This window comes from Streptomyces sp. NPDC002896, from assembly GCF_040295225.1.
Taxonomy (GTDB): domain Bacteria; phylum Actinomycetota; class Actinomycetes; order Streptomycetales; family Streptomycetaceae; genus Streptomyces.
The window spans coordinates 23315-42559 of the sequence record NZ_JBEOVA010000039.1 but is presented as its reverse complement, the minus strand read 5'-3'; the positions used below and the strand labels follow the sequence as shown (position 1 = coordinate 42559).

The 19245-nt window shown below is 69.3% G+C and carries 19 protein-coding genes and 4 pseudogenes; 12 read left to right on the top strand and 11 right to left on the bottom strand.

Annotated features, from left to right (window positions below; translation table 11 throughout):
- The first annotated feature begins 64 nt into the window (after positions 1-64).
- Together ABT009_RS40535 and ABT009_RS40530 are read left to right on the top strand one after the other, a co-directional pair.
- Positions 65-757 (top strand): ABC transporter ATP-binding protein, encoded by a 693-nt coding sequence (locus tag ABT009_RS40535; protein WP_351306526.1) that lies wholly within the window; start codon positions 65-67, stop codon positions 755-757.
- The gene (locus ABT009_RS40530; RefSeq protein WP_351306524.1) at positions 754-3099 is read left to right on the top strand and encodes an ABC transporter permease; all 2346 of its coding nucleotides are present in this window, start codon (positions 754-756) and stop codon (positions 3097-3099) included. The genes ABT009_RS40535 and ABT009_RS40530 overlap by 4 nt, the downstream gene beginning before the upstream one ends.
- Positions 3100-3138: 39 nt before the next feature.
- Here ABT009_RS40530 and ABT009_RS40525 read toward each other — a convergent pair whose 3' ends face one another.
- The gene (locus ABT009_RS40525; RefSeq protein WP_351306567.1) at positions 3139-3303 is read right to left on the bottom strand and encodes a hypothetical protein; all 165 of its coding nucleotides are present in this window, start codon (positions 3301-3303) and stop codon (positions 3139-3141) included.
- A 68-nt stretch (positions 3304-3371) separates the two neighbouring features.
- On the opposite strand from ABT009_RS40525, the gene ABT009_RS40520 reads away from it, so the two are divergent.
- Positions 3372-3527 carry a hypothetical protein gene (locus tag ABT009_RS40520; RefSeq protein ID WP_351306565.1) on the top strand — a complete coding sequence of 52 codons (156 nt, stop codon included), beginning with the start codon at positions 3372-3374 and terminating at the stop codon, positions 3525-3527.
- 446 nt (positions 3528-3973) lie between these two features.
- On the opposite strand, the gene ABT009_RS40515 is transcribed toward ABT009_RS40520, so the two are convergent.
- Both ABT009_RS40515 and ABT009_RS40510 read right to left on the bottom strand, forming a co-directional pair.
- Positions 3974-4462 (bottom strand): Lrp/AsnC family transcriptional regulator, encoded by a 489-nt coding sequence (locus ABT009_RS40515; RefSeq protein WP_351306522.1) that lies wholly within the window; start codon positions 4460-4462, stop codon positions 3974-3976.
- 175 nt (positions 4463-4637) lie between these two features.
- Positions 4638-4994, bottom strand: a pseudogene (locus ABT009_RS40510) (Lrp/AsnC family transcriptional regulator); the annotation flags it as partial.
- Positions 4995-5148: 154 nt separating this feature from the next.
- Here ABT009_RS40510 and ABT009_RS40505 point away from each other — a divergent pair.
- The 3 genes from ABT009_RS40505 to ABT009_RS40495 all read left to right on the top strand — a co-directional run bounded on the left by ABT009_RS40505 (position 5149) and on the right by ABT009_RS40495 (position 8484).
- Complete coding sequence (locus ABT009_RS40505; protein ID WP_351306520.1) at positions 5149-6381, top strand: M20 metallopeptidase family protein; 1233 nt, start codon at positions 5149-5151, stop codon at positions 6379-6381.
- A gap of 145 nt (positions 6382-6526) precedes the next feature.
- Positions 6527-7945, top strand: a complete 1419-nt coding sequence (locus ABT009_RS40500) for an MFS transporter (protein WP_351306518.1) — start codon at positions 6527-6529, stop codon at positions 7943-7945.
- Between the two features lie 278 nt (positions 7946-8223).
- On the top strand, positions 8224-8484 hold the full coding sequence (locus ABT009_RS40495; RefSeq protein WP_351306516.1) for a hypothetical protein: 261 nt from the start codon (positions 8224-8226) through the stop codon (positions 8482-8484).
- 997 nt (positions 8485-9481) lie between these two features.
- Here the strand turns inward: ABT009_RS40495 and ABT009_RS40490 are convergent.
- The gene (locus tag ABT009_RS40490; protein WP_351306514.1) at positions 9482-10213 is read right to left on the bottom strand and encodes a DUF7873 family protein; all 732 of its coding nucleotides are present in this window, start codon (positions 10211-10213) and stop codon (positions 9482-9484) included.
- Between the two features lie 209 nt (positions 10214-10422).
- Between ABT009_RS40490 and ABT009_RS47600 the strand changes: the two are divergent.
- The 3 genes and pseudogenes from ABT009_RS47600 to ABT009_RS40480 all read left to right on the top strand — a co-directional run.
- Positions 10423-10686, top strand: a pseudogene (locus tag ABT009_RS47600) (hypothetical protein); the annotation flags it as partial.
- A 114-nt stretch (positions 10687-10800) separates the two neighbouring features.
- Positions 10801-11286: a DUF2975 domain-containing protein gene (locus ABT009_RS40485; protein WP_351306512.1), complete on the top strand. Its 486-nt coding sequence runs from the start codon at positions 10801-10803 to the stop codon at positions 11284-11286.
- Positions 11286-11507: a helix-turn-helix domain-containing protein gene (locus ABT009_RS40480; RefSeq protein WP_010981499.1), complete on the top strand. Its 222-nt coding sequence runs from the start codon at positions 11286-11288 to the stop codon at positions 11505-11507. Before ABT009_RS40485 ends, ABT009_RS40480 begins: the two co-directional genes overlap by 1 nt.
- A gap of 678 nt (positions 11508-12185) precedes the next feature.
- Here ABT009_RS40480 and ABT009_RS47595 read toward each other — a convergent pair.
- A pseudogene (locus tag ABT009_RS47595) lies at positions 12186-12302 on the bottom strand (RNA polymerase subunit sigma-70); the annotation flags it as partial.
- Positions 12303-12304: 2 nt separating this feature from the next.
- Between ABT009_RS47595 and ABT009_RS40475 the strand changes: the two are divergent.
- Positions 12305-12505, top strand: a complete 201-nt coding sequence (locus ABT009_RS40475; protein WP_351306510.1) for a hypothetical protein — start codon at positions 12305-12307, stop codon at positions 12503-12505.
- Positions 12506-12566: 61 nt separating this feature from the next.
- Here the strand turns inward: ABT009_RS40475 and ABT009_RS40470 are convergent, their stop codons facing one another.
- Positions 12567-13904, bottom strand: a complete 1338-nt coding sequence (locus ABT009_RS40470; protein WP_351306508.1) for an MFS transporter — start codon at positions 13902-13904, stop codon at positions 12567-12569.
- Positions 13901-14566 (bottom strand): ArsR/SmtB family transcription factor, encoded by a 666-nt coding sequence (locus tag ABT009_RS40465; protein WP_351306506.1) that lies wholly within the window; start codon positions 14564-14566, stop codon positions 13901-13903. Before ABT009_RS40465 ends, ABT009_RS40470 begins: the two co-directional genes overlap by 4 nt.
- 435 nt (positions 14567-15001) lie before the next feature.
- On the opposite strand from ABT009_RS40465, the gene ABT009_RS40460 reads away from it, so the two are divergent.
- Entirely contained in the window at positions 15002-15697 is a 696-nt protein-coding gene (locus tag ABT009_RS40460) for a class I SAM-dependent methyltransferase (protein ID WP_351306504.1), read from the top strand.
- A gap of 48 nt (positions 15698-15745) precedes the next feature.
- On the opposite strand, the gene ABT009_RS40455 is transcribed toward ABT009_RS40460, so the two are convergent.
- A complete protein-coding gene (locus tag ABT009_RS40455; RefSeq protein ID WP_351306503.1) occupies positions 15746-15886 on the bottom strand; it encodes a hypothetical protein in 141 nt (46 codons plus the stop codon).
- Between the two features lie 143 nt (positions 15887-16029).
- Complete coding sequence (locus tag ABT009_RS40450) at positions 16030-17166, bottom strand: beta propeller repeat protein (protein WP_351306502.1); 1137 nt, start codon at positions 17164-17166, stop codon at positions 16030-16032.
- A gap of 87 nt (positions 17167-17253) precedes the next feature.
- Between ABT009_RS40450 and ABT009_RS40445 the strand changes: the two are divergent.
- Positions 17254-17485 (top strand): annotated as a pseudogene (locus ABT009_RS40445) (hypothetical protein); the annotation flags it as partial.
- On the opposite strand, the gene ABT009_RS40440 reads toward ABT009_RS40445, so the two are convergent.
- Positions 17466-18251 (bottom strand): ABC transporter permease, encoded by a 786-nt coding sequence (locus tag ABT009_RS40440; RefSeq protein ID WP_351306500.1) that lies wholly within the window; start codon positions 18249-18251, stop codon positions 17466-17468. The pseudogene ABT009_RS40445 and the gene ABT009_RS40440 sit on opposite strands and share 20 nt — an antisense overlap.
- Complete coding sequence (locus tag ABT009_RS40435; RefSeq protein ID WP_351306499.1) at positions 18248-19225, bottom strand: ATP-binding cassette domain-containing protein; 978 nt, start codon at positions 19223-19225, stop codon at positions 18248-18250. The genes ABT009_RS40440 and ABT009_RS40435 overlap by 4 nt, the downstream gene beginning before the upstream one ends.
- Positions 19226-19245 lie beyond the last annotated feature (20 nt).

The following is a 19245-nucleotide window of genomic DNA, read 5'->3' as shown; positions in this document are numbered from 1 at the left end:
AGGCGGGAGCCCGCCTAGCGTCCAGGGCGCCAGATGTGTGGACCCAAGGACCCAAGGAGCCTTCATGACCGAGGCGTTGATCGACCTGCGTGACGTGAGCCGCAGATACGACGACGGGCCGCCCGCCCTGCGCGACGCGTCGCTGACCGTGTGGCCCGGTGAGGCCGTCGCGATCCTCGGGCCGTCCGGCAGCGGCAAGTCCACGCTGCTCAATCTGATCGCGGGCCTGGACCGGCCGGACACGGGGACCGTCACGGTGGACGGTGTACGAGTCGACCAGTTGGGCGAGGCCGTGGCGGCCCGCTACCGGCGATCCAAGATCGGCATGGTCTTCCAGTTCTTCAACCTGCTCGACGACCTGACCGTCGCGGACAACATCGTGCTTCCCGCGCAGCTGGCCGGTACGGCCCGAGACGAAGCGCATCGCCGGGCGGCGGAACTCCTCAAAACCCTCGGCATCGACCGGCACGCCCGCGCCTACCCGGGGCGGCTGTCCGGTGGTGAACGCCAGCGCGTCGCGGTGGCCAGGGCGTTGATGAACCGGCCGCCGCTGATCCTGGCTGACGAGCCCACCGGTGCGCTCGACACGGCAGCAGGTCAGGATGTCAGCCGCCTGCTCAGGGACCTCAACGCCGAGGGCCAGACCCTCGTCGTGGTCACTCACGATCTCGCCCTGGCCCGCTCCTGCACGGACCGCACGGTGCGGATCGTCGACGGTCGGATCGCCGAGGACATCAGCGCGGAGGTGGCTCGATGAGCGCGCTGGGCCGGGTGGTGCGCTCGGGCGTGGGACGACGCCGGGTGCAGACGCTGGTGATCGTCCTGACCACGATGGTGGCGGTGGCCGCGTCCGTCCTGGGAGGCTCGCTGCTGGTGGTCTCCGGCGCGCCGTTCGACGACGCCTTCGCCCGGCAGCACGGCGCGCACCTGTCCGTCGAGTACGACGCGGCCCGCACCAGCGCCGGGCAGGCGAGGTCGACCGAGCGCGCTGATGGCGTGGCAGCTGCGGCAGGCCCGTTCCGCGCGGTGTCGGTCAACCCACGCATCCACGAGGCTGCGGATGCGTGGCCGATGACCATCGTCGGACGCGGCGATCCCGATGGAGCGGTCGACGACCTCACTCTGACCGCTGGGCGCTGGGCCGCTCGCCCCGGCGAGATCGTGCTGAACACAGACGCCTCGCTGTTCCCCACCCTCGGTCTTGAACTCACCTTCCCCGGCCTGCCGAGTTCCCCCACCTTGAAGGTGGTCGGCGCTGCTCGCTCGGTCACCCAGAGCGCCGACGCGTGGGTGACACCGGCCCAGGTCACTGAGCTCAGCACGCCCGACCGTCCCGGCGGCTACCAGATGCTCTACCGCTTCACCGCCGCCGACACCGCCGCACAGGTCTCGGCAGGCCGCAAGGCCGTGACAGCGGGAGTCAAGGCGGTGACGGGGACGCAGTCCTGGCTCACCATCAGGGCCTCCGCCGAGCGCGACACCGCGCTGTACGTACCGTTCCTCCTCGCGTTCGGCGTCCTGGGCCTGGTCATGTCGGTGCTCATCGTTGGCAACGTAGTTGCCAGCACCGTGGGTGCGGGGTTGCGCCGGATCGGCGTCCTCAAGGCCATCGGCTTCACCCCGGCGCAGGTCGTGCGGGCCTACGTGGGCCAGGCGCTGATCCCGGCGGCGGTCGGCACGGCACTCGGCCTCCTCGCGGGCCACCTGCTGGCCGTGCCGGTGATGTCCGAGACTTCGGACGTCTACGGCACCGCCTCCCTGGCCGTCGTCCCCTGGGTCGACGCGGCCGTGGTCGCCGCTGTGCTCGGCCTGGTCGCGGTGACCGCGTGGGCGAGCGCCTGGCGGGCCGGGCGGCTGCGCACGGTCGACGCGATCGCTGTCGGGCGTGTGGCGCAGACGGAGCGCGGCCGGTGGGCTGCACGCCTGGCCGGGCGGTTGCCGCTGCCGCGGCCACTCGCCCTGGGGCTGACCCGTCCCTTCGCACGCCCCGCCCGTGCTCTGGCCATGGGGACGGCGGTTTTGTTCGGCGCCGCCGCCATCACCTTCACCGTGGGGATGGGAGCATCGCTCGGCGAAGTGACGAAGGCCAAGGCCCACGCCGCCGCCGACGTCACTGTCGCCGCACCTCTGCCGAAACTCGGCCCCGACGGTCCGATCGCCACAACGCAGCCTGCGCCCGATTCGGCCGCCGTCGCCGCCGTGATCGAGGCCCAGCCCGCGACCCGGACCTACTACAGCACCGCGTCGGCCCGGGCCACTCTGCCCGGCGTGGCCGGCACCACTGCGGTGGTCGCCTTCGCCGGCGACGCCTCCTGGGGCGGCTACACCATGGTCTCCGGCCGCTGGATTGCCGAGCCCGGAGAGGCCGTGGTACCCACCGCCTTCCTCACCGCCACCGGTAAACACATCGGGGACACCGTCACGCTCAACGGCCTGGGCGAGGCGGTCAACGTCCGGATCGTCGGCGAGGTCCTCGACCCCCGCAACGACGGCATGCAGGTGTTCACCGACGCCGCGACGCTCGCACCCGCGCATCCGGATCTGACGGACACCACGCAGCACATCGCGGTGAAATCCGGTACCGACGTGGCCACTTACGTCGACGCGCTGAACAAGGGCCTGAAGCCCCTCGGGGTCACCGCCCGGACCGGCGGGGCCGAAGGCGGCAGCGACATGGTCGTCACCCTGAACGCACTGTCCGCGCTTCTGACGCTGATGCTTGTCGCCGTCGCAGCGCTGGGTGTGCTCAACGCGGTCGTACTCGACACTCGCGAACGCGTTCGGGAACTCGGCGTCCACAAAGCCCTGGGCATGACCCCCCGGCAGATGATCGCGATGGTCATCACCTCCATCGTCGTGACCGGACTGGTCGGCGGCGCCTTGGGCGTTCCGCTCGGCGTCACCCTGCACGGCTGGGTCATCCCCGCCATGGGTCACAGCGCCGGCCTCAACCTCCCCGACTCCGTGCTCGCCGTCTACCATGCGACCGAACTGGCCCTGCTGGTCCTGGGCGGCCTGTTCATCGCCGTCCTGGGCGCGCTGATGCCCGCGAGCTGGGCCGCCAGGGTACGCACCGCCACCGCCCTGCGGACCGAATAGGAAAGGAACGCGCCCCTGCCGGGTGCTCAGAGTCGACGATCAGATGAGGTCGGGCGGCACAGGGCGTGTGGTGTCTCCGCTGCGGGACTGTATCGGCAAGATCCGGACCACGCTGGTGCCGTTGGCCAGTTGCTGCCGCAGAGTGTCGGTGGACGGCCGACGGGTCGTGGTCCGCGTGCGGGTGCGGCGTCTGGTCTGTCCCACACGAACGCGGGCTCCTGCGTGTAGAGGCTGGAGCAGTCCCGGTAGCGCGCGGCCGGTTCCTGTTCGGAATGAAGCAGCTGCGCGCCGACGTGGCGGAGCGGCTGAAGCACGCGGCCAGCTGGTCGCCGAGCGCGTCGGTGCCGGCGCCGAGCAAGCCCACGACCGAGGAGCGGCTGACCGCTCTTGAGAAGCGCGTCACGGCGCTGGAGGAGAAGGGAGTCTGACCATGGCTGTCGACGGTCACGGAATTCGACTCTGTCGCTGAAGTCGAGGTTGGCGCGGCCGAAGCCTTGGCGTTTGAGGAGCTTCGCTCTCGTCACTTGGCCCTCAACCTGGCCGGAGCTCCAGGAGGTGGACAGCCCGGCGGTGACGGCGTCCTCGTCCAATGCCCGCCTACGGAAGACCACCCGCAACCGCGGCCATGCGGAGGTCGCCGACCTAGGGAGCATGCAGCGGCAGTCTGTCCGCAGTGCCGTGTACTAGGGAGTCTCGGCCGCAGGGTGGCCGCGATCAGCGAGGGGGAACGTGCGCTTCAGCGGCTGTTGGATGCCCGTGCAACGGTGGCCGAGCGGGTTTCTGCTGTCGTGGAGCTGGCCCGCAGTGCGGTGCGGGCCGTCGGGTGTCTCGACGGGCCGAGGGGATGCGACGTCTGGTTCCTCGGGCCGAACTATCAGTGGAGTGTGGCCTTGGTCGGTATGGGGGTCCAGGCGTCGATGGGTACGGCCTTGGTCCGGTAGCCGTTGTCGTCCAGGAGGTGGCCGCTGAGCTTCACGGCCCAGAGGGCGATGGCGCGGTCGCCGATGACGAGGCCGGGGATGCGCTCGCAGATCCGGGTTTCAAGCTTCTGGATGTCGTTGGCGGATTGCACCCAGGCGATGACGAGGAGGTTGTGCCGTCCGGTGATGCCTGCGCACAGCCGCATGTCACGCAAGCCGGCGATGAGGCTTGTGGTGCGCTCGACGGCGTCCGAGGGGACCTGGGCCCACAGCACCGCGGTCACAGGCCGTTCGGACAGGGGGCGGGCGACTTCGCAGCGCAGATGGAGGGCTTTCGCCTCGATCAGGCTGTCGATGCGGCGGCGTACGGTGTCCGCGCTGGTGCCGCAGCGTTTGGCCAGGGTGGTGTAGGAGGCTCTGCCGTCTGCTGAGAGAGCCACCATGATGCGGCGATCGCGTTCCGAGAGTTGGAGCGTGCCTGTGTGGTGGGGGTTGGCCGTCGTCCGCGAGTTGAGCGGCCTGGGCGGCGGTGAGGGAACGCAGGCGCCACCGGCTGCCCTCGGTGTAGATGGAGCCCGCAACCTGGGTCCTGGCGGCTGTGACGGCCGGGAAGGAGGCGAGGACGTGGGTGAGCCAGCGTGAGAGCGTCCCCAGGTCAGGTGCCATGACGGTAAGCAGCAGGTCGCGGTCTCCGGTGACGTGTTCCACGGTGGTGACCATGGGCAGTTGTGCCAGTTGGTCGGCGACTTCCAGCAGGCGGCCGCCCGCGCAGTCGACCTCGACGAAGGCCAGGCAGCCTTGCCCGGACGTCGCGAGAGCGGGCCCGGGGTAGCAGCTGATCCACGCGGCGCCTTGGTCAGCGAGCCGTGCCCAGCGCCGGGCCAGGGTCACGGCGTCCAGTCCCAGCACCTTGGCGATCCGGGCCCAGCTGGCCCGAGGGCTGATCTGGAGAGCGTGGATGAGTGACGAGTCCACCTCATCCAGCACCTTGTATTCCTTCACCCTGAGAGCCCTTCTGCGGTTTTCCGGCGTCTTCTGGCCAAGTCTGAGGCTGTCACTTCATGGTGGGCCCACGGAAGAGGCGCATGACGCGCCGGTGTGCGGAACATGACGAGAGGGCGACGGACGGATGTCGGTACTGGCGGATGCTGAGGAACTGCGGGCAGACCTGGTGGCGTTGCGGCGGGAGCTGCACCGCGAGCCCGAGCTGGGGCTTCAGCTGCCGCGCACGCAGGAGAAGGTCCTGGCGGCCCTGGACGGGCTACCGCTGGAGATCGAACTGGGGAAGAACCTGAGTTCGGTGACGGCGGTGCTGCGCGGGGGCCGCCCGGGCGGTGCGGTGCTGCTGCGGGGCGATATGGACGCGCTTCCGGTGCAGGAGGATTCCGGAGTCGACTATGCCTCCCGCGTGGCGGGGCGGATGCACGCCTGCGGCCACGACCTGCACACGGCCGGCCTGGTGGGCGCTGCTCGGTTGCTCACGGAACGACGCGAATCGCTGCACGGCGACGTGGTGTTCATGTTCCAGCCCGGCGAGGAAGGCCACAACGGTGCCGGAATGATGATCGATGAAGGGGTGCTTGAGGCCGCTGGCAAGCCGCTGGACGCGGCCTTCGCCATCCACGTCTCGGCCAACCGGGTCCCGCAGGGCCTGGTCGTCAGCCGACCCGGCACGGTCATGACCGCCGCTGACGTCCTGCGGGTGACCGTGCGTGGCCGTGGCGGGCACGGGTCCTCACCGCATTCGGCTCTCGACCCGGTACCGGCCGCGTGCGAGATGGTCACCGCCATGCACAGCTGGACCACCCGCACCTTCGACATCTTCGACCCGGTCGTGGTCTCCGTCGGCAGTTTCCACGCCGGAACCCAGCACAACGTCATCCCCGAGACCGCGACCTTCGAAGCGACGGTGCGCAGCTACTCCGACGAGAACCACAACCGGCTCGCCGAGGGCCTGCCCCGACTCGTGCACTCCATCGCCGCGGCCCACGGACTCGACGCGGACGTTGACTACCAGGTGCTGTACCCGGTCACCGTCAACGACCCGCAGGAGACCGGCTTCGCGCTGGAGACCGCGCGAGACCTGGTCGGGGACGACCAGGTGTGGGTCTCCCCGCAGCCAGCCAGCGGCTCGGAGGACTTCTCCCTGGTGCTCCAGCAAGTGCCCGGCGCGATGCTGCTGCTCGGCGCGGCACCGCAGGGATGCGATCCAGCGGCGGCGCCGATGAACCACTCGCCGCAGGCCGTCTTCGACGACGCGGTCTTGCCCCGGCAGGCAGCGCTCCTCACCGAACTCGCCACCGCGCGCCTCTCCCGCACGCTACCGATCGCGGACCCCGTCAGTACGCGCGAGGGGACGTGACCGAAGTCCCTTGACCACGGGGCGCGTATCACGCCCCCGTGGCCGAGCGGGCGTGATACGCGCCCGCCGGCCTCTGGTTGAGAAGACGTGAGAGTCATGCCCCCGCCTGGCAGCTATCCCCGTCGCCATCCGAAAGGTGCAGTAGATGAGCGTTACCGAGGCCACTCCGGACGACGTCGTGCCCGAGGAGAGCCGAACACGGGTGCGTGCCGTGGTCGGGCTGCTCGTCTTCGTGGAGCTGACCAGCGGCTTCATCCAGGGCGGCACCACTCCGCTCATCCCCGCGATGCGGGACGCGCTGGGGGTGAGCACCGGCGACGCCCAGTGGATCACGGCCGTCCAGTTCCTCGCGGCCGCGGTGTCCGTGCCCGTCTTCGGGAGACTGGGCGACCGGTACGGGCACCGGCGGATGCTGCGGGTGGCCGTCCTGTGCATCACGGTCGGCTGTGTGGTCGTGGCGCTTGCTCCGAACCTCGGACTGCTGCTGCTCGGCCGGGTCCTCCTCGGGCCGCTGGCGGCCCTGCTCCCGCTGGAGATCGGGCTGTGCCGGGACCGGCTGAGTACCGCGGACAACCGCAAGGCGGTCGGCATGCTGGTGGCCTCGCTCGCGCTGGGTTCCATGATCGGCTCGTTCCTCTCCAGCCCGCTCCACCACTTGCTGGGAGACGTCCGTTTCACGCTGTGGGCGTTCGCCGTACTGGCCGCGCTCTGCGCTGCGGTCGCCTACCTCGGCGTGCCAGAGAGCCGCGAGCGGGCGTCGGGGCGGATGGACTGGGCCGGTGCCGGGATGCTCAGCGTCTCTTTGGTGCTGTTCCTCACGGCCATCTCCCGGGGAAGCGACTGGGGTTGGCTGCAGCCGGGCACGCTGGGGACGATCCTGGTGGCGCTGGCCCTGTTCGCAGGGTGGGTGCGCTGGGAACTGCGCCACCCTGCCCCGCTGGTGGACGTCCGCGCCGTCGCCGGCCGTCGGGTCGCCCCGCATCTGCTGACGACGTTCATGCTCGGCGTCATCATGCTCGCCGCGCCCGTCGTCTCCATCACCTACCTCGAAGCCGCCCCGGACGAGGACGGCTACGGATTCGGCCTCTCGGCCCTGGAAATCGGCATCTGGGGAGGCATTCCGCACATCCTGGCCTTCCTGGCCGCCAGCCGATCCGGAGCCCTGGCGGAGCGCATCGGCATGCGCCGCTTGCTGCTGATCGGTCTGGTCCTGCTCACAGCCGGTCAAGCCGGCCTCATCGCCGCGCACTCCTCGCTGTACCTGTTCGCCCTGGCCTACTCGGTCGCCGGAGCGGGGATGGGCCTGGCTATCAGCGGCCTGCCCACAGTGATCGTCGAAGCGAGCCCGACGGACCGCTCTGCCAGCGCGGTGGCCGTCTACAGCAACGTCAAGACCATCGGCGGCACTATCGCCGGCGGCTTGTTCGCCACCCTGCTCGGAACGCTGGTGACGAGCGGTACCGACATCCCGACGCTGAGTGCCTACCTCCTCGTGTGGGGCCTGTGCACGGCCGGCGCGGCCGCCGCGCTGCTGGTCACGTTGATCACCCGGCCCCGCGAGTGACGCCCCCGACACACCGTCCTGCCCAAGCCCACGGAGTCCGAACGGTGCTGGATAACCCCCGATTCACAGAGCCGAGTTCGCCGGCTCGCACCGCGACAGCGAGCCCACGGGCCGTCGCGGAAGCCCACATGACGGCGCTGGTCGCGCTCGACCCGGTCGTGCTGGCGCTCGCCCTGCGCGGCCCACACGTTCGTCACAGCACAGCCACAAGACTTCCGCACACGCCGCCCCGTTGAGAACCTGAGCCTTTCTGATCATCGTGTACCAGGGGGGTACTCATGGGCTTCATCAACAACGCCAAAGCCAACGAGGCGACCAGAGTCGCAGCTGAGGCCTACGCCAGCGGGCGACAGGTTCTCACCTTCAAGATCATCGAAGCGAACGCTAATCACCGGACCACCGGCATCATGCCCGGCGTCGGCGAGCAGATCGAAGCGATCGAAGCGCAGGGCTGGGCGCTGACAAACATGGCGGCCGCCGAAGCCAAGGCGTTCACCGGCGAGCGTACGGCACTCGTCTGCCTCTTCCGTCGCCGCTGAACACCTGTTGACCGGCCCGGCCTCCACCTCCCCGGCGGCCGGGCCTTCGCACGCCCGGAGGTGAACCGTGGCCGTCAAGAAGAACAAGCGCCCAGTCACCGACGAGGACCGCGCCGCCGCCACGCCGAAGGCCTCGGCCGCGCGCAATCGCCCGCCAGCTGCAGCGCTCGCCACGCACGATCAGCACCATCGCCGAGGAGCTGCAGCTCGACTTCGACCGCAGCGCGACCGCCGTCGCCACGCAGGCCCGCGCCATCGACGCCGAGGCACGCCGAGCCGCGATCATCCAACGCGCCTACGCCCGCGCAGAGAAGATCTACGGCCGGCTCGAAGCCGACGAGACCAGCGGCTACAAGTTCACCGCCACCACGGTCAACGGAATGATTCCCCCACGGGCGACGGCCGCGGCCTCTCCTGGCACGCTGCCTCACCACCGGCCGATGACTTACGTCCGCGCCCTCGGCGGGGTCGGTCACGCACACGCGCCAGTCGTCGTACTCGCCCTCGTCGGGAAGCTGGTCGCCCGGCGCAGCCGGAACGTGGCGGAGCCCGGGAGTCGTATCCAGCTCCCGGGCCCCTGGGGATGCCACCCAATTGCACACGCCGGCGGCGTTTAAGAGGACGGATCAGTCATCATGCCGTCGTGTTCTTCCTTTGAACTACCGCACCGCGCAAGAGGTGCAGGCGAGAGTCGAACTCGCATCCGACGGCGTTCGTCCGGCCTCGGTCGATCCGGCGATCGGCGGCGATGCTGAGACTGGAGCGAGAGTCTGAGATTGATTGCGGCTGCCTCTGCCATGTTGGGCTACCCCGGCCCGGATGGGTGTTCGTAATGCCGGGGGAAGGACTCGAACCTTCACTGTCACCGCTTTTTCAGGCTGAACTTCAGTGTCAGCTTGCGCTCATCGCGCGGGCCGGTCCTCAATCCGGCCCGCGCCTGTTGCGCACCCCCGCGCTCGCACGCGGGGGCGATCGTGGATGCTACCCGCGGCCGCCGTCAGCCGAACAGGTAGCCGAACACCGCGTCGCCGACCCGCTGGTCGGTGACCTCTGCACCGTTGGCCTCCTCGCGGGCGAACTTCACGGCCTGCTGGAGCTTCTCGACGCGCTCCACCAGTTCATTGACCCGCCGCGCCGGAAGCGCCCCGGAGAACTTCACGGTCGTCCAATACCCGATGGGCACGTCCTCGTAGTACACCTCGACCTGCGCCGGGTGCTTGTCGGTCGCCTCCGCCTTGACGTGGTTGCGCGGGACCTTCTTCGTGCGGATCGTGCGGACCGGGTCCGTCTTCCACCAGTCCGTGGACGGGTCGTGGGACCAGGACTCGGCAGCATCGAGCGTGGGGAGCTTCTTGACGAAGGTGTGCAGGTCGGTGAGCTGCTTCTCCAGGAAGAGGAGGTAGCTGACCGGAACGTCGGCGACGATCGTCCGCCCGTCGACCGTGACGTCGGCGCGCGCCGTGCAGTTGGCCCAGTCCTTCGTGGCGGTCACGTCGAACAGCCGGGTCAGCGACGCGGACATCTCACGCAGCACGTCCTCTGCCTGCACCTGCACGCGCGTGGACTCCGGCGGCAGCTGCTCGCCCTCCTCGTCCTTCGGCTGGTACGTACGCGAGATACCGGCCAGCAGCGCGGGCTTCTGCACCTTGTGGTGCGCCACGGTGATGTCCTGGAGCGACTTGCTCTTGACACCCTTTTCGACAGCGATGATCTGGTTCAGCTTCGCCACTTGGTCCCCCCCCTTCGAACAGGCAGGAACGTACCTCACCGGCTCGAACGCCTGCACTCCCTTTATGGACCCTGCCCCCAGCTGTCAGGTGGCGTTGTGATCACAGTGGGTGGCGCATTTACCTCCCTTGCCGGAGGCGAACTTGCCAGGCGCTGTCCACCGCAACGCAGTTCGGGGTTTCAGGGTCCGCAGGTTGACAAGAGAGCTTCGAGTCGACGTTCTCCACGGTCAAGCTCCGTGCCAAGGTCACCCGCGCAGCCGGCAGCCCGGCCGCAGCCCTCGCGATGGTGCTCAAGCTCGCCCAGGCCGCCCAGGCCGCCCAGGCCGCCCAGGCCGCCCAGGCCGCTCAGGCCCGCTGGCGGGCGGTCACTGCACCCCCAGGGCTTCGGCGTAGTCGGGTGGCGTCCGATTTGTGCTCAAGCAAGGCCGACTTCGACAAGATCAAGACGGTTCTCGCAACCGCCATGCCATGAGAGGCGGCGGCGTCCCGCCACGGTGCGAAACCGCCGCCCACCCTCCGCCCCAGCACTTGTTTCACCTATCGAATTTCGATAGATTCCCATCGCAACTCGATGGAAGGATGAGTCATGGGAAAGCTGACAGTGCGTGCGCTGCGCGCCGTGCTCGTGGTGGTGCTCGCCGGCACCGTGTTCGTACAGGCATTGATGGTGTGGGCGTTGGCCACCGACCCGGAGGACGGGTCGCTCCCACTGACCCCCCTGCGCGTGATCACGATCCTGGGCATGGTGTCGGTCCAGGTCGCCCTGGTCTGCGTATGGCGGCTGGTGACGATGGTGCGACGCGGAACCGTGTTCTCCCACGCCGCCTTCCGGTACGTGGACGGCGTGATCGGCGCGATCGTGGCGGCTGCCCTCGTGTGGTTCGCGGTCACGGCCATCAATGCGCCGGGCCAGCGGGACGACCCGGGCGTCACCGTCATCATGGGCGGGGTAGGCGTGGCCATCCTGGGGGTCGCGCTCATCGTGCTCGTGCTGCGGATGCTGCTCGCCCAAGCCGTCGCGCGCGACGTCGAAGCGGCGCAGATACAGGCCGAGTTGGACGAGGTGATCTGATGCCGATCGCCGTCGACATCGACGTGATGCTGGCCAGGCGGAAGATGTCCGTAGGCGAGCTCGCGGACCGCGTAGGGATCACGCCCGCCAACCTTGCGGTACTCAAGAACGGCCGCGCCAAGGCGGTACGCTTCGCAACCCTCGCCGCGCTCTGCGAGGTGCTCAAGTGCCAGCCGGGCGACCTGCTGCGCTGGGAGGCCGAGGACGCCGCCGGCGGATGACGTGCCCCCGGGGCGGGCGTAAAAACGCCTGCCACCACCGGCCCGTGACACGGCACGTGGACCGCATGGACGTGGATCACCCTCACCCGCAACACCGTCCCGACCCCGTTGGGTAGATTCCGGTTCACCCGCACCGCACCGTCCTGGTCGACGATCGCGACCTGCGAACGTGCCCGCCACCGCAAACCCCCGTCCTTCCAGCGCGAGCGGGGGTTCGTCGTTGGGCGGGCAGTCAGAGCTTCGCCGTAGACGTTTGACGCCCGCGTGACGACCTGTCAGTTCGACGGAGTTCTGGGAACGTGACAGGCACGGGCTTCCAAGATCATGGAGTTCTCGACGCGTGCAAGCACGGCGGTGTCCTCACGCCCCACCTGTCCCATGCAGAAACGGGCTGATCGTTTCCACGATCAGCCCGTTTCGTCGGTGCTGCCAGGGCACTTTCGTCGGTGCCCCCGACGGGGGGCGGGGGTGCAGCGTGCACGGATGGGGCCGTTCGGTGCGCGCGGTTAGTCGGTGACCTGTTCGGTGGCGGTCTGCAGGACTGTGCGGGCGGCTTGCCGCATGCTGCGCCGGCGGGGCTGGCCGGGTCTCCTCCGCTGGCGAGGGCGGCCGCGAGCAGGTCCGCGTTGGCGTCGGCTGTCTGCTGGGCGGCGTCGATGACGCGTAGCGGGTGTTCGGTGTGTCCTGCACGGCGTCCTCGGCCTCGAAGGAGGAACCGAGCATCCGGTAGCAGTACCCCGTCAGCTCGACCGCCCGCCGGCAGGCTGCGGCCCCCGGCGTTGATGTAGCCGAGCCGCTTGGCGGCCTTCACCAGCGAGGGGCCCGAGGTGCTGGAGAACTGCCGCTCGGCCTCCCGCCAGGTGTTCACGACGGGTTCCGCGCCGTGGTCGCGGTGGACGCCGCCCAGCGGCCGCAGCTGGCCTTCGTTGAACTCCTTCGCCGTGACGTGGATGAGCGCTTCCACGACGGGCCTGGCGCGGATCTTCTTGTTCGCGTAGTCCGCGGAGCGGGAGGGAGAGGGAGAGGACAGGCGCATGGTTCTCCTCCCTCCGGTGAACGTCATGTCGCGACATTCGCACTGTCTTGTGGAGCGTCTTCCTTGGGGTGCGGCTTCAGGACGCCTCGCCCACCCATACGGTCCATCTCGCGCCATTCCGGCCGCAGTCCAGCCAGGTTCGTGGTGAGGAAGTACGCGGCCCCGCCGGCGAGCAGCACCGGCACAAGTCCGACGGAGGCCACCGCCGCCCCAGCGATCAGTCCACCGAGCGGGATACCGGCCCAGGCCAGTGAGTCACCGAGTGCGTTGACCCGGCCCAGCATCCGGCGCGGCACCCGTTCGAAGAGGAGGGCCCCCAGCACCGGGTTGAGGAAGCCCGCACCGAACCCACTGACGGCGAAGACGGCCAGTACCGCCTCCAGGGGGGCGTCGGAGGCGAGGATCAGGAATCTCGGTGCCCCGGCCAACAGGAAGCCGGTGAAGAACACCACCCTGCGCCGCAGCCGGTGTGCCGCCACCGCAGCAATCAGGCTCCCGGCAACCGCGGCGGCTCCCATCACGCTGCCCATCAGGCCGATCGCAGTCGGCCCGTTGCCGGACTCTCTGGCCCAGACGGGCATGAGCACCGTGGTGAACGCAGCGTCCAGAAGGTTGGTGATCCCCACCATGACGATGATGCTGAGCAGCAATAGTTCGCCGCGCAGGAAGGTGAAGCCCTCGCCAAATCGTCGCCAGTAGCCCGGTCCTGTCGTTCCGGCCTGCGGTGAGGCTTCCTCGGCCGCATGACCCATGCCGCGGGGCAGCGCCAGTCCGATGATCACCGATCCGAGAGCAAAGCAGCACGCGTTGACGACAAGCCCCGTCAAGGGGCCGAGCAGCGCCACCAGGGAGCCGCCGGCCGCCGGGCCGATGGTGGAAGCGAGCCGCTCGGTCACGCCGGACAGACCGGTGGCCCGCTCCATCGGCACCCCGCTGCGCTCAGCCGCTTCCGGGACCATGACCTCCTTGGCCAGGTCGCCAGGGCCGCGGACCGCGCCGATCAGCGCGACCAAGGCCAGCAGAAGCGGAAAGGAGAGCAGATCCAGGGCGTGAAACAGGGGAACCGCCGCGGCGGTGGTTGCGCTGACCAGATCCGTGGACCAGGAAACCGCCCGCGGGCCGATCCGGTCCACCAGTGGCCCGGTGAAGGCCTTGACCACCACATAGGGAGTCATCTCGCAGAAGGCCACCAGTCCGGTCTGGGTGGCGCTGCCGGTCGTGACGAGCACGAACCAGGGCAGTGCCACGGCCGAGATCCGAGTACCAGTCAGCGACACGGCCGTGGCCGCCAGCACCCCGCCTAGCGGCCGTAAGGACCGCTTGCTGGGTATGCCGTCGACGCCCGAGGCGTCGTTGGTCATGACGTCTCCGCTCCTGTAGCTGTCTGAGGACTGGAATGGAGCGCCGGCGCGGCAGGCGCATCCAGTTCCGGCAGGAGGTGCGTGATCACGGCGACCCGTTCGGCCCCCTCGGGGGCACTTGCCGCTGCCTCCGGCGTGTCTCGCCGGTAGCGAGTGATGACTGTCTTCAACTCCCGGCGCAGGGCGGCGGTTTCCTCGGGCGTGAGCCGCAGGGCCCAGTCGCTCATGTCGAAGGTGTCCCGCCACGCGCGGGGCATCGTCTGCAGCTCGTTCAGCGTCTGCTGAGTGCGCAGGGTGTAGATGGCGGCGACGGACTGCAGGTAGGCCAGTGTGGCCTCGGGCTCTCGATCGGCCAGGTCCGGGTCGTTGAACCATGTCGTCCGGTGTACCGAACGCCACCAGCGCTCTCGCGCGTTGCCGCGTTCCGCATCCTCCTCGACGAAGCCGGCCGCGCCGAGCTGGCGCAGGTGGTAGCTGGCCGTCCCGGAATTCACGCCCAGCCGCTCCGCGAGGCGGGTAGCCGTCGACGGGCCGTACTTCCGCAGCAGCCCGACCAACTGCACGCGCACTGGGTGCGCCAGGGCGCGCAGCCCCTTGGCATCCAGAACAACCGAGTCCTCTTCAGCGTTCGGGCCATCCGGCCTCTTCAATGCGTCGGTCATACCGCACACGGTAGACCGCAAAGAGTTCTTCGCAAAGAGTTCTTCGCGAATAACTCTTTGCGGTTCGGGGGCCGGCGCGGGGATTGATGCAGCCCGTCAGGGAGCCTGGGGCCAGGAGCGCAGCACTGTAGCGATCTTGGTAGCGGTGCATGTGGGCTCGCGGAGCAGGTCACGCAGGGCGACCGCGTCGTCGTGGGCTGGCTGGTGCGGCACTCATTGCTGGCAGCTGAGGAGAGCGTCGTGACGGCGAAGTCAAGCAGTTCCTGGACACCTGATCGTCGTACCAGCCGGTCGTTCCCGGCGAAGACGAGAGAGGCACGTAATTCCGTTGCTGAAGCATCAGCATCTTCGATCGAATGCCTCCATGACTGCTCATGACGGCCGTGTGAACCATGTGGAGCAGAACCGACGCTATTGGGATGACCAGGCGGCTGCGTGGCACGGCCGCTCGCCCGCGACCATTGGTCGCAGGTGGAACCGCGCTGGGGGTTGTGGGCCACCCCTGAGTCGCAGGTCTCCGTGCTTCCCGACGGCATAGCCGGGATGCCCACCATTGAGCTGGGCTGCGGTACTGCCTACGTTTCCGCTTGGCTGGCCAGAGCAGGGGCCCACCCGGTCGGGATCGACCTCTCGGAGAAGCAGCTCGCCACTGCTCGCGCGATGCAGACGGAGTTCGGCATCGACTTCCCCCTGGTTCTGGGCAAAGCCGAGGCAGTGCCCTACGACGACAACACGTTCGGCCTGGCAATCAGCGAGTACGGCGCCTCTTTGTGGTGCGACCCCTACCAGTGGATCCCGGAGGCAGCCCGGCTTCTCGTTCCTGGAGGCCGGCTGGTGTTCTCGCGCTACTCACCGCTGTTTGCGCTGTGCGTACCGCCCGAGGGGCCGGCATCCACCACCCTGCGCCGCGCGCAATTTGGCCTCTCCCAACTGGACTGGGGAAGTCACGTGCAGTTCGTCCTGCCGCATGGCGAGATGCTCCGTCTGCTTCGGTCCTGCGGCTTCGTCGTTGAAGACCTGATTGAGATTCAGGCGCCCCAGCCCGCACATCGCGACTACGCAGAAGTTTCCGCCGACTGGGCCCGGCAATGGCCCAGCGAGGAGATCTGGAAGGCTCGGCTGGCAGGCTGACAGGGGCCGTCGAGGTCACCGCGTCGGACAGGGCCGGAGAGCTTGGGATTACTCAGGCCGGTCAGCACCCTCGCGCAGGGCGGGGTCGGCGGCGACCAGGACGGCCTTGAGCTGGTTGATCTCCTGCGAACGGGACTTGGTCGCGGATGCCTTGAGCCAGGCCCAATTCGGTCCAGCGTTCGCCGACACCGCGGGCGACCAGCAGCCGTTGCCCGTCTGGCTCTGTTCATGAACAGTAGGTCCGTGCCACCGAACATTGAGTGGCGCGAAGGGCTGGTGCGCCGGGGTGGCGGTTGGGAGCTTGCGGATGCGCACACGCACCCGTTCCGCCGCTATCCGCGCTGCTCGTAGCGCCTCCACTCGCGTCCGCCGTCGCGAGAGATCCATAGCCCTTCGCCCTTCACCAGGTCGTACGTCGCCGTCGTCGCGTCCGCGATCCCGTAGAGCGTCGTGCCGTCGACGGTGAACGACGTGAATTTCGCCGGCGTCTTCAGCTCGTGGAAGGCGCTGTTGGTGCGGTCGTCGGCGAGCCAGTAGCGGCCGCCTTCCTCGCCGACGAGCAGCCGCCCGTCCGCAAGCAGCTCCAGGACCAGCGACTCCGGGCCACGCTTCAGGTCCCTCCAGGGAATGCCGCCGGCGAGGACCGTCTGCCAATTCTCGCCGCCGTCCGTCGTCACCAACAGGCCGCGCACGCCCTCGCCCCGGGTGAGGGACAGCGCCGCGGTGCCACCCCGCGCGGCGAGGATGCCCCCCGCGTACGGCTTCGGGACGGCCGTGGAGCCAAGGGTGCGACCGTCGCGCTGCCATACGACGCGGTTGGGGTCTTCGGTCAGGGGCTGGTCCAGGCTCCAGGCCGTGCCCCGCTCGTCGACGGCGAGGCGGATGGCGTCGTCCGGCACTCCGGCCGGGGGCGCCACGGTGCGCGTGGCGGGGCGGTAGATGAGGGTCGGCTCCAGTTCGGCGAGCAGGATGTCGCCGGGGCGGGTGCGCAACGGGGTCTCGGTGATGATGACCTTGTGCCGCTTGCCGCGTACGTCGAGGGCGTACGCTCCCTCGGACCCCTCCCCCGGCGGCACCCGCACGAAGCCCCCGCGCATCCCCTTGAACGCGGCCGGCGCCGCCTCCGCGTCCGCGTGTTCCGCATGCTCGGCGACCGTACGGCCGTCGGGGCCGACGATGCGCCAGGCGGTGGCGGCCGGCCCCTCGTCGTCCTCGACATTGCTGGCGTCGTACGTCAGGAGCAGCGAGCCGTCGTCCGCGCGGACCACGCCGGTGGGTGCGCCGGCCGCCTCGATGACGTCGGCGGGGCGCGGGTGAGGGTCTTCGATGACGCGCTTGTACTTCGCCTCGCGGTCCCCGGAGTCCCCGTCGTCGGAGCTGCCCTGGCTGCAGGCGGTCAGCGCCAGCGCCGCACTCGCCGCGGCCACGAGCCCGACCGTCCGCATCCCGCGTTTCCTCAGCCACGCCATTGCCACATCCTCACATGAGGCGGCGGCCGCCTTGGCGGGAGCAAGTGACCCAGGCCGATCCGCATCGGCCTCGACTCCTCGGGCACGGGGATCGCGTCCGGGGACACCTCCGCCGTGCGGTTGGTCGCGCTGGCCGAACGGCTCGGCGTGCTACGGGAGTTCCAGCCGACGATGTCCGCGTCCCGGGCCCGGCGGGCGGCCGAGAACGCGGACGGGGCGGCGTACGCCGACGCGGTGTCGGGGTACGCCGCCCTGGGGCGACCGCGAGTTGCGGGAGGCGGCCCGCGCTGTCATGGGGGTTACTTCGGGTCGCGGTTGAAAGCCGCCTTCGACCAGAAGTAGCCGAGCGCGGACAGGGCCAGGCACCAGGCGAGGGCGAGCCACCCGTTGTGGCCGATCTCGGTGCCGAGGAGCAGGCCGCGCAGGGTCTCGATGGCCGGGGTGAACGGCTGGTACTCGGCGATGGGCTGGAACCAGCCCGGCATCGTGTCGGCCGGGATGAAGGCGCTGGAGATGAGCGGCAGGAGGATCAGCGGCTGTGCACTGTTGGCGGCGGCCTCGGCGTTCGGGCTGGCCATGCCCATCCCGACCGCGATCCAGGTGAGTGCCAGGGCGAACAGCGCGAGCAGTCCGAACGCGGCCAGCCATTCCAGGGTCGTGGCGCCTGTGGAGCGGAAGCCGATGGCCACGGCGACGGCACCGACGAGGACCACGCTGGCGATGCACTGCAGCACGCTGCCGACGACGTGCCCGATGAGCACGGAGCCGCGGTGGATCGCCATGGTGCGGAAGCGGGCGATGATGCCCTCGTTCATGTCGGTGGCGACGGACACCGCGGCCCCGATCACGGTGCCGCCGATGGTCATCATCAAGATGCCCGGGACGATATAGGCGATGTAGTCGGAGCGGTCGGCGCCGCCGATGCCGGTGCTCATCACGTCGCCGAAGATGTAGACGAAGAGCAGCAGCAGCATGATCGGCGTGAGCAGCAGGTTCAGGGTGAGGGAGGGGTAGCGGCGCGCGTGCAGGAGGTTGCGGCGCAGCATCGTGGACGAGTCGCGTACGGCGAGGGAGAGGGAGCTCATCGGACCGACTCCTTGGGCTGGCTGGGCTGGTTGGTCTGGGTGGGCACTTTGGTGCCGGTCAGGGCGAAGAACACGTCGTCGAGGTCGGGGGTGTGCACGGTCAGCTCGTCGGCCTCGATACCTGCGGAGTCCAGCCGGTCGAGGAGGGAGCGCAGTTCGCGCTGGCTGCCGCCCGAGGGGATCTGCAGCGCCAGCGCCTCGTCGTCCCGGGTGACCTCGCGCAGCGCGACGGCGGCGGACTGGTAGGCGGCCGGGTCGGTGAAGCGGAGCCGGACATGCCCGCCGGGGATCAGCCGCTTCAGCTCCTCGGCGGTGCCATCGGCGGCGATCTTCCCGTCGTTGAGCACGGCGATGCGGTCGGCGAGTTCGTCGGCCTCTTCCAGGTACTGGGTGGTGAGGAAGACGGTGACGCCGTCGGTGACGAGTTCGCGGATGATCTGCCACATGTTGTGGCGGCTGCGGGGGTCGAGGCCGGTGGTGGGCTCGTCGAGGAAGATGATCCGGGGGCTGCCGACCAGGGTCATGGCGATGTCGAGGCGACGCTTCATGCCGCCGGAGTAGGTGGAGGCGGGCTTCTTCGCGGCCTCCACCAGGTCGAAGCGCTCCAGCAGCTCGGCGGCGACCCGCCGTCCCTCGAGCTTGGACAGGTGGTGCAGGTCGGCCATGAGGAGCATGTTCTCCTCGCCGGTGATTAACCCGTCGACGGCGGAGAACTGCCCGGTGACGCCGATCGCGGCACGCACGGCCTGGGGGTCGGTGGCGAGGTCGTGGCCGCCGACACGGATCTGGCCACTGGCGGGGTCGGGGGAGATGAGGGTGGAGAGGATCTTGACGGCGGTGGTCTTGCCGGCGCCGTTCGGGCCGAGCAGGGAGAAGATCGTTCCTTCCGGGACGGTCAGGTCGACGCCGTCGAGGACGGTCTTGTCGCCGTAGGACTTGCGCAGCCCGTTCGCCGCGATGGCCAAGTCGGTCATGAGGGGTGCTCCTTTGGAGG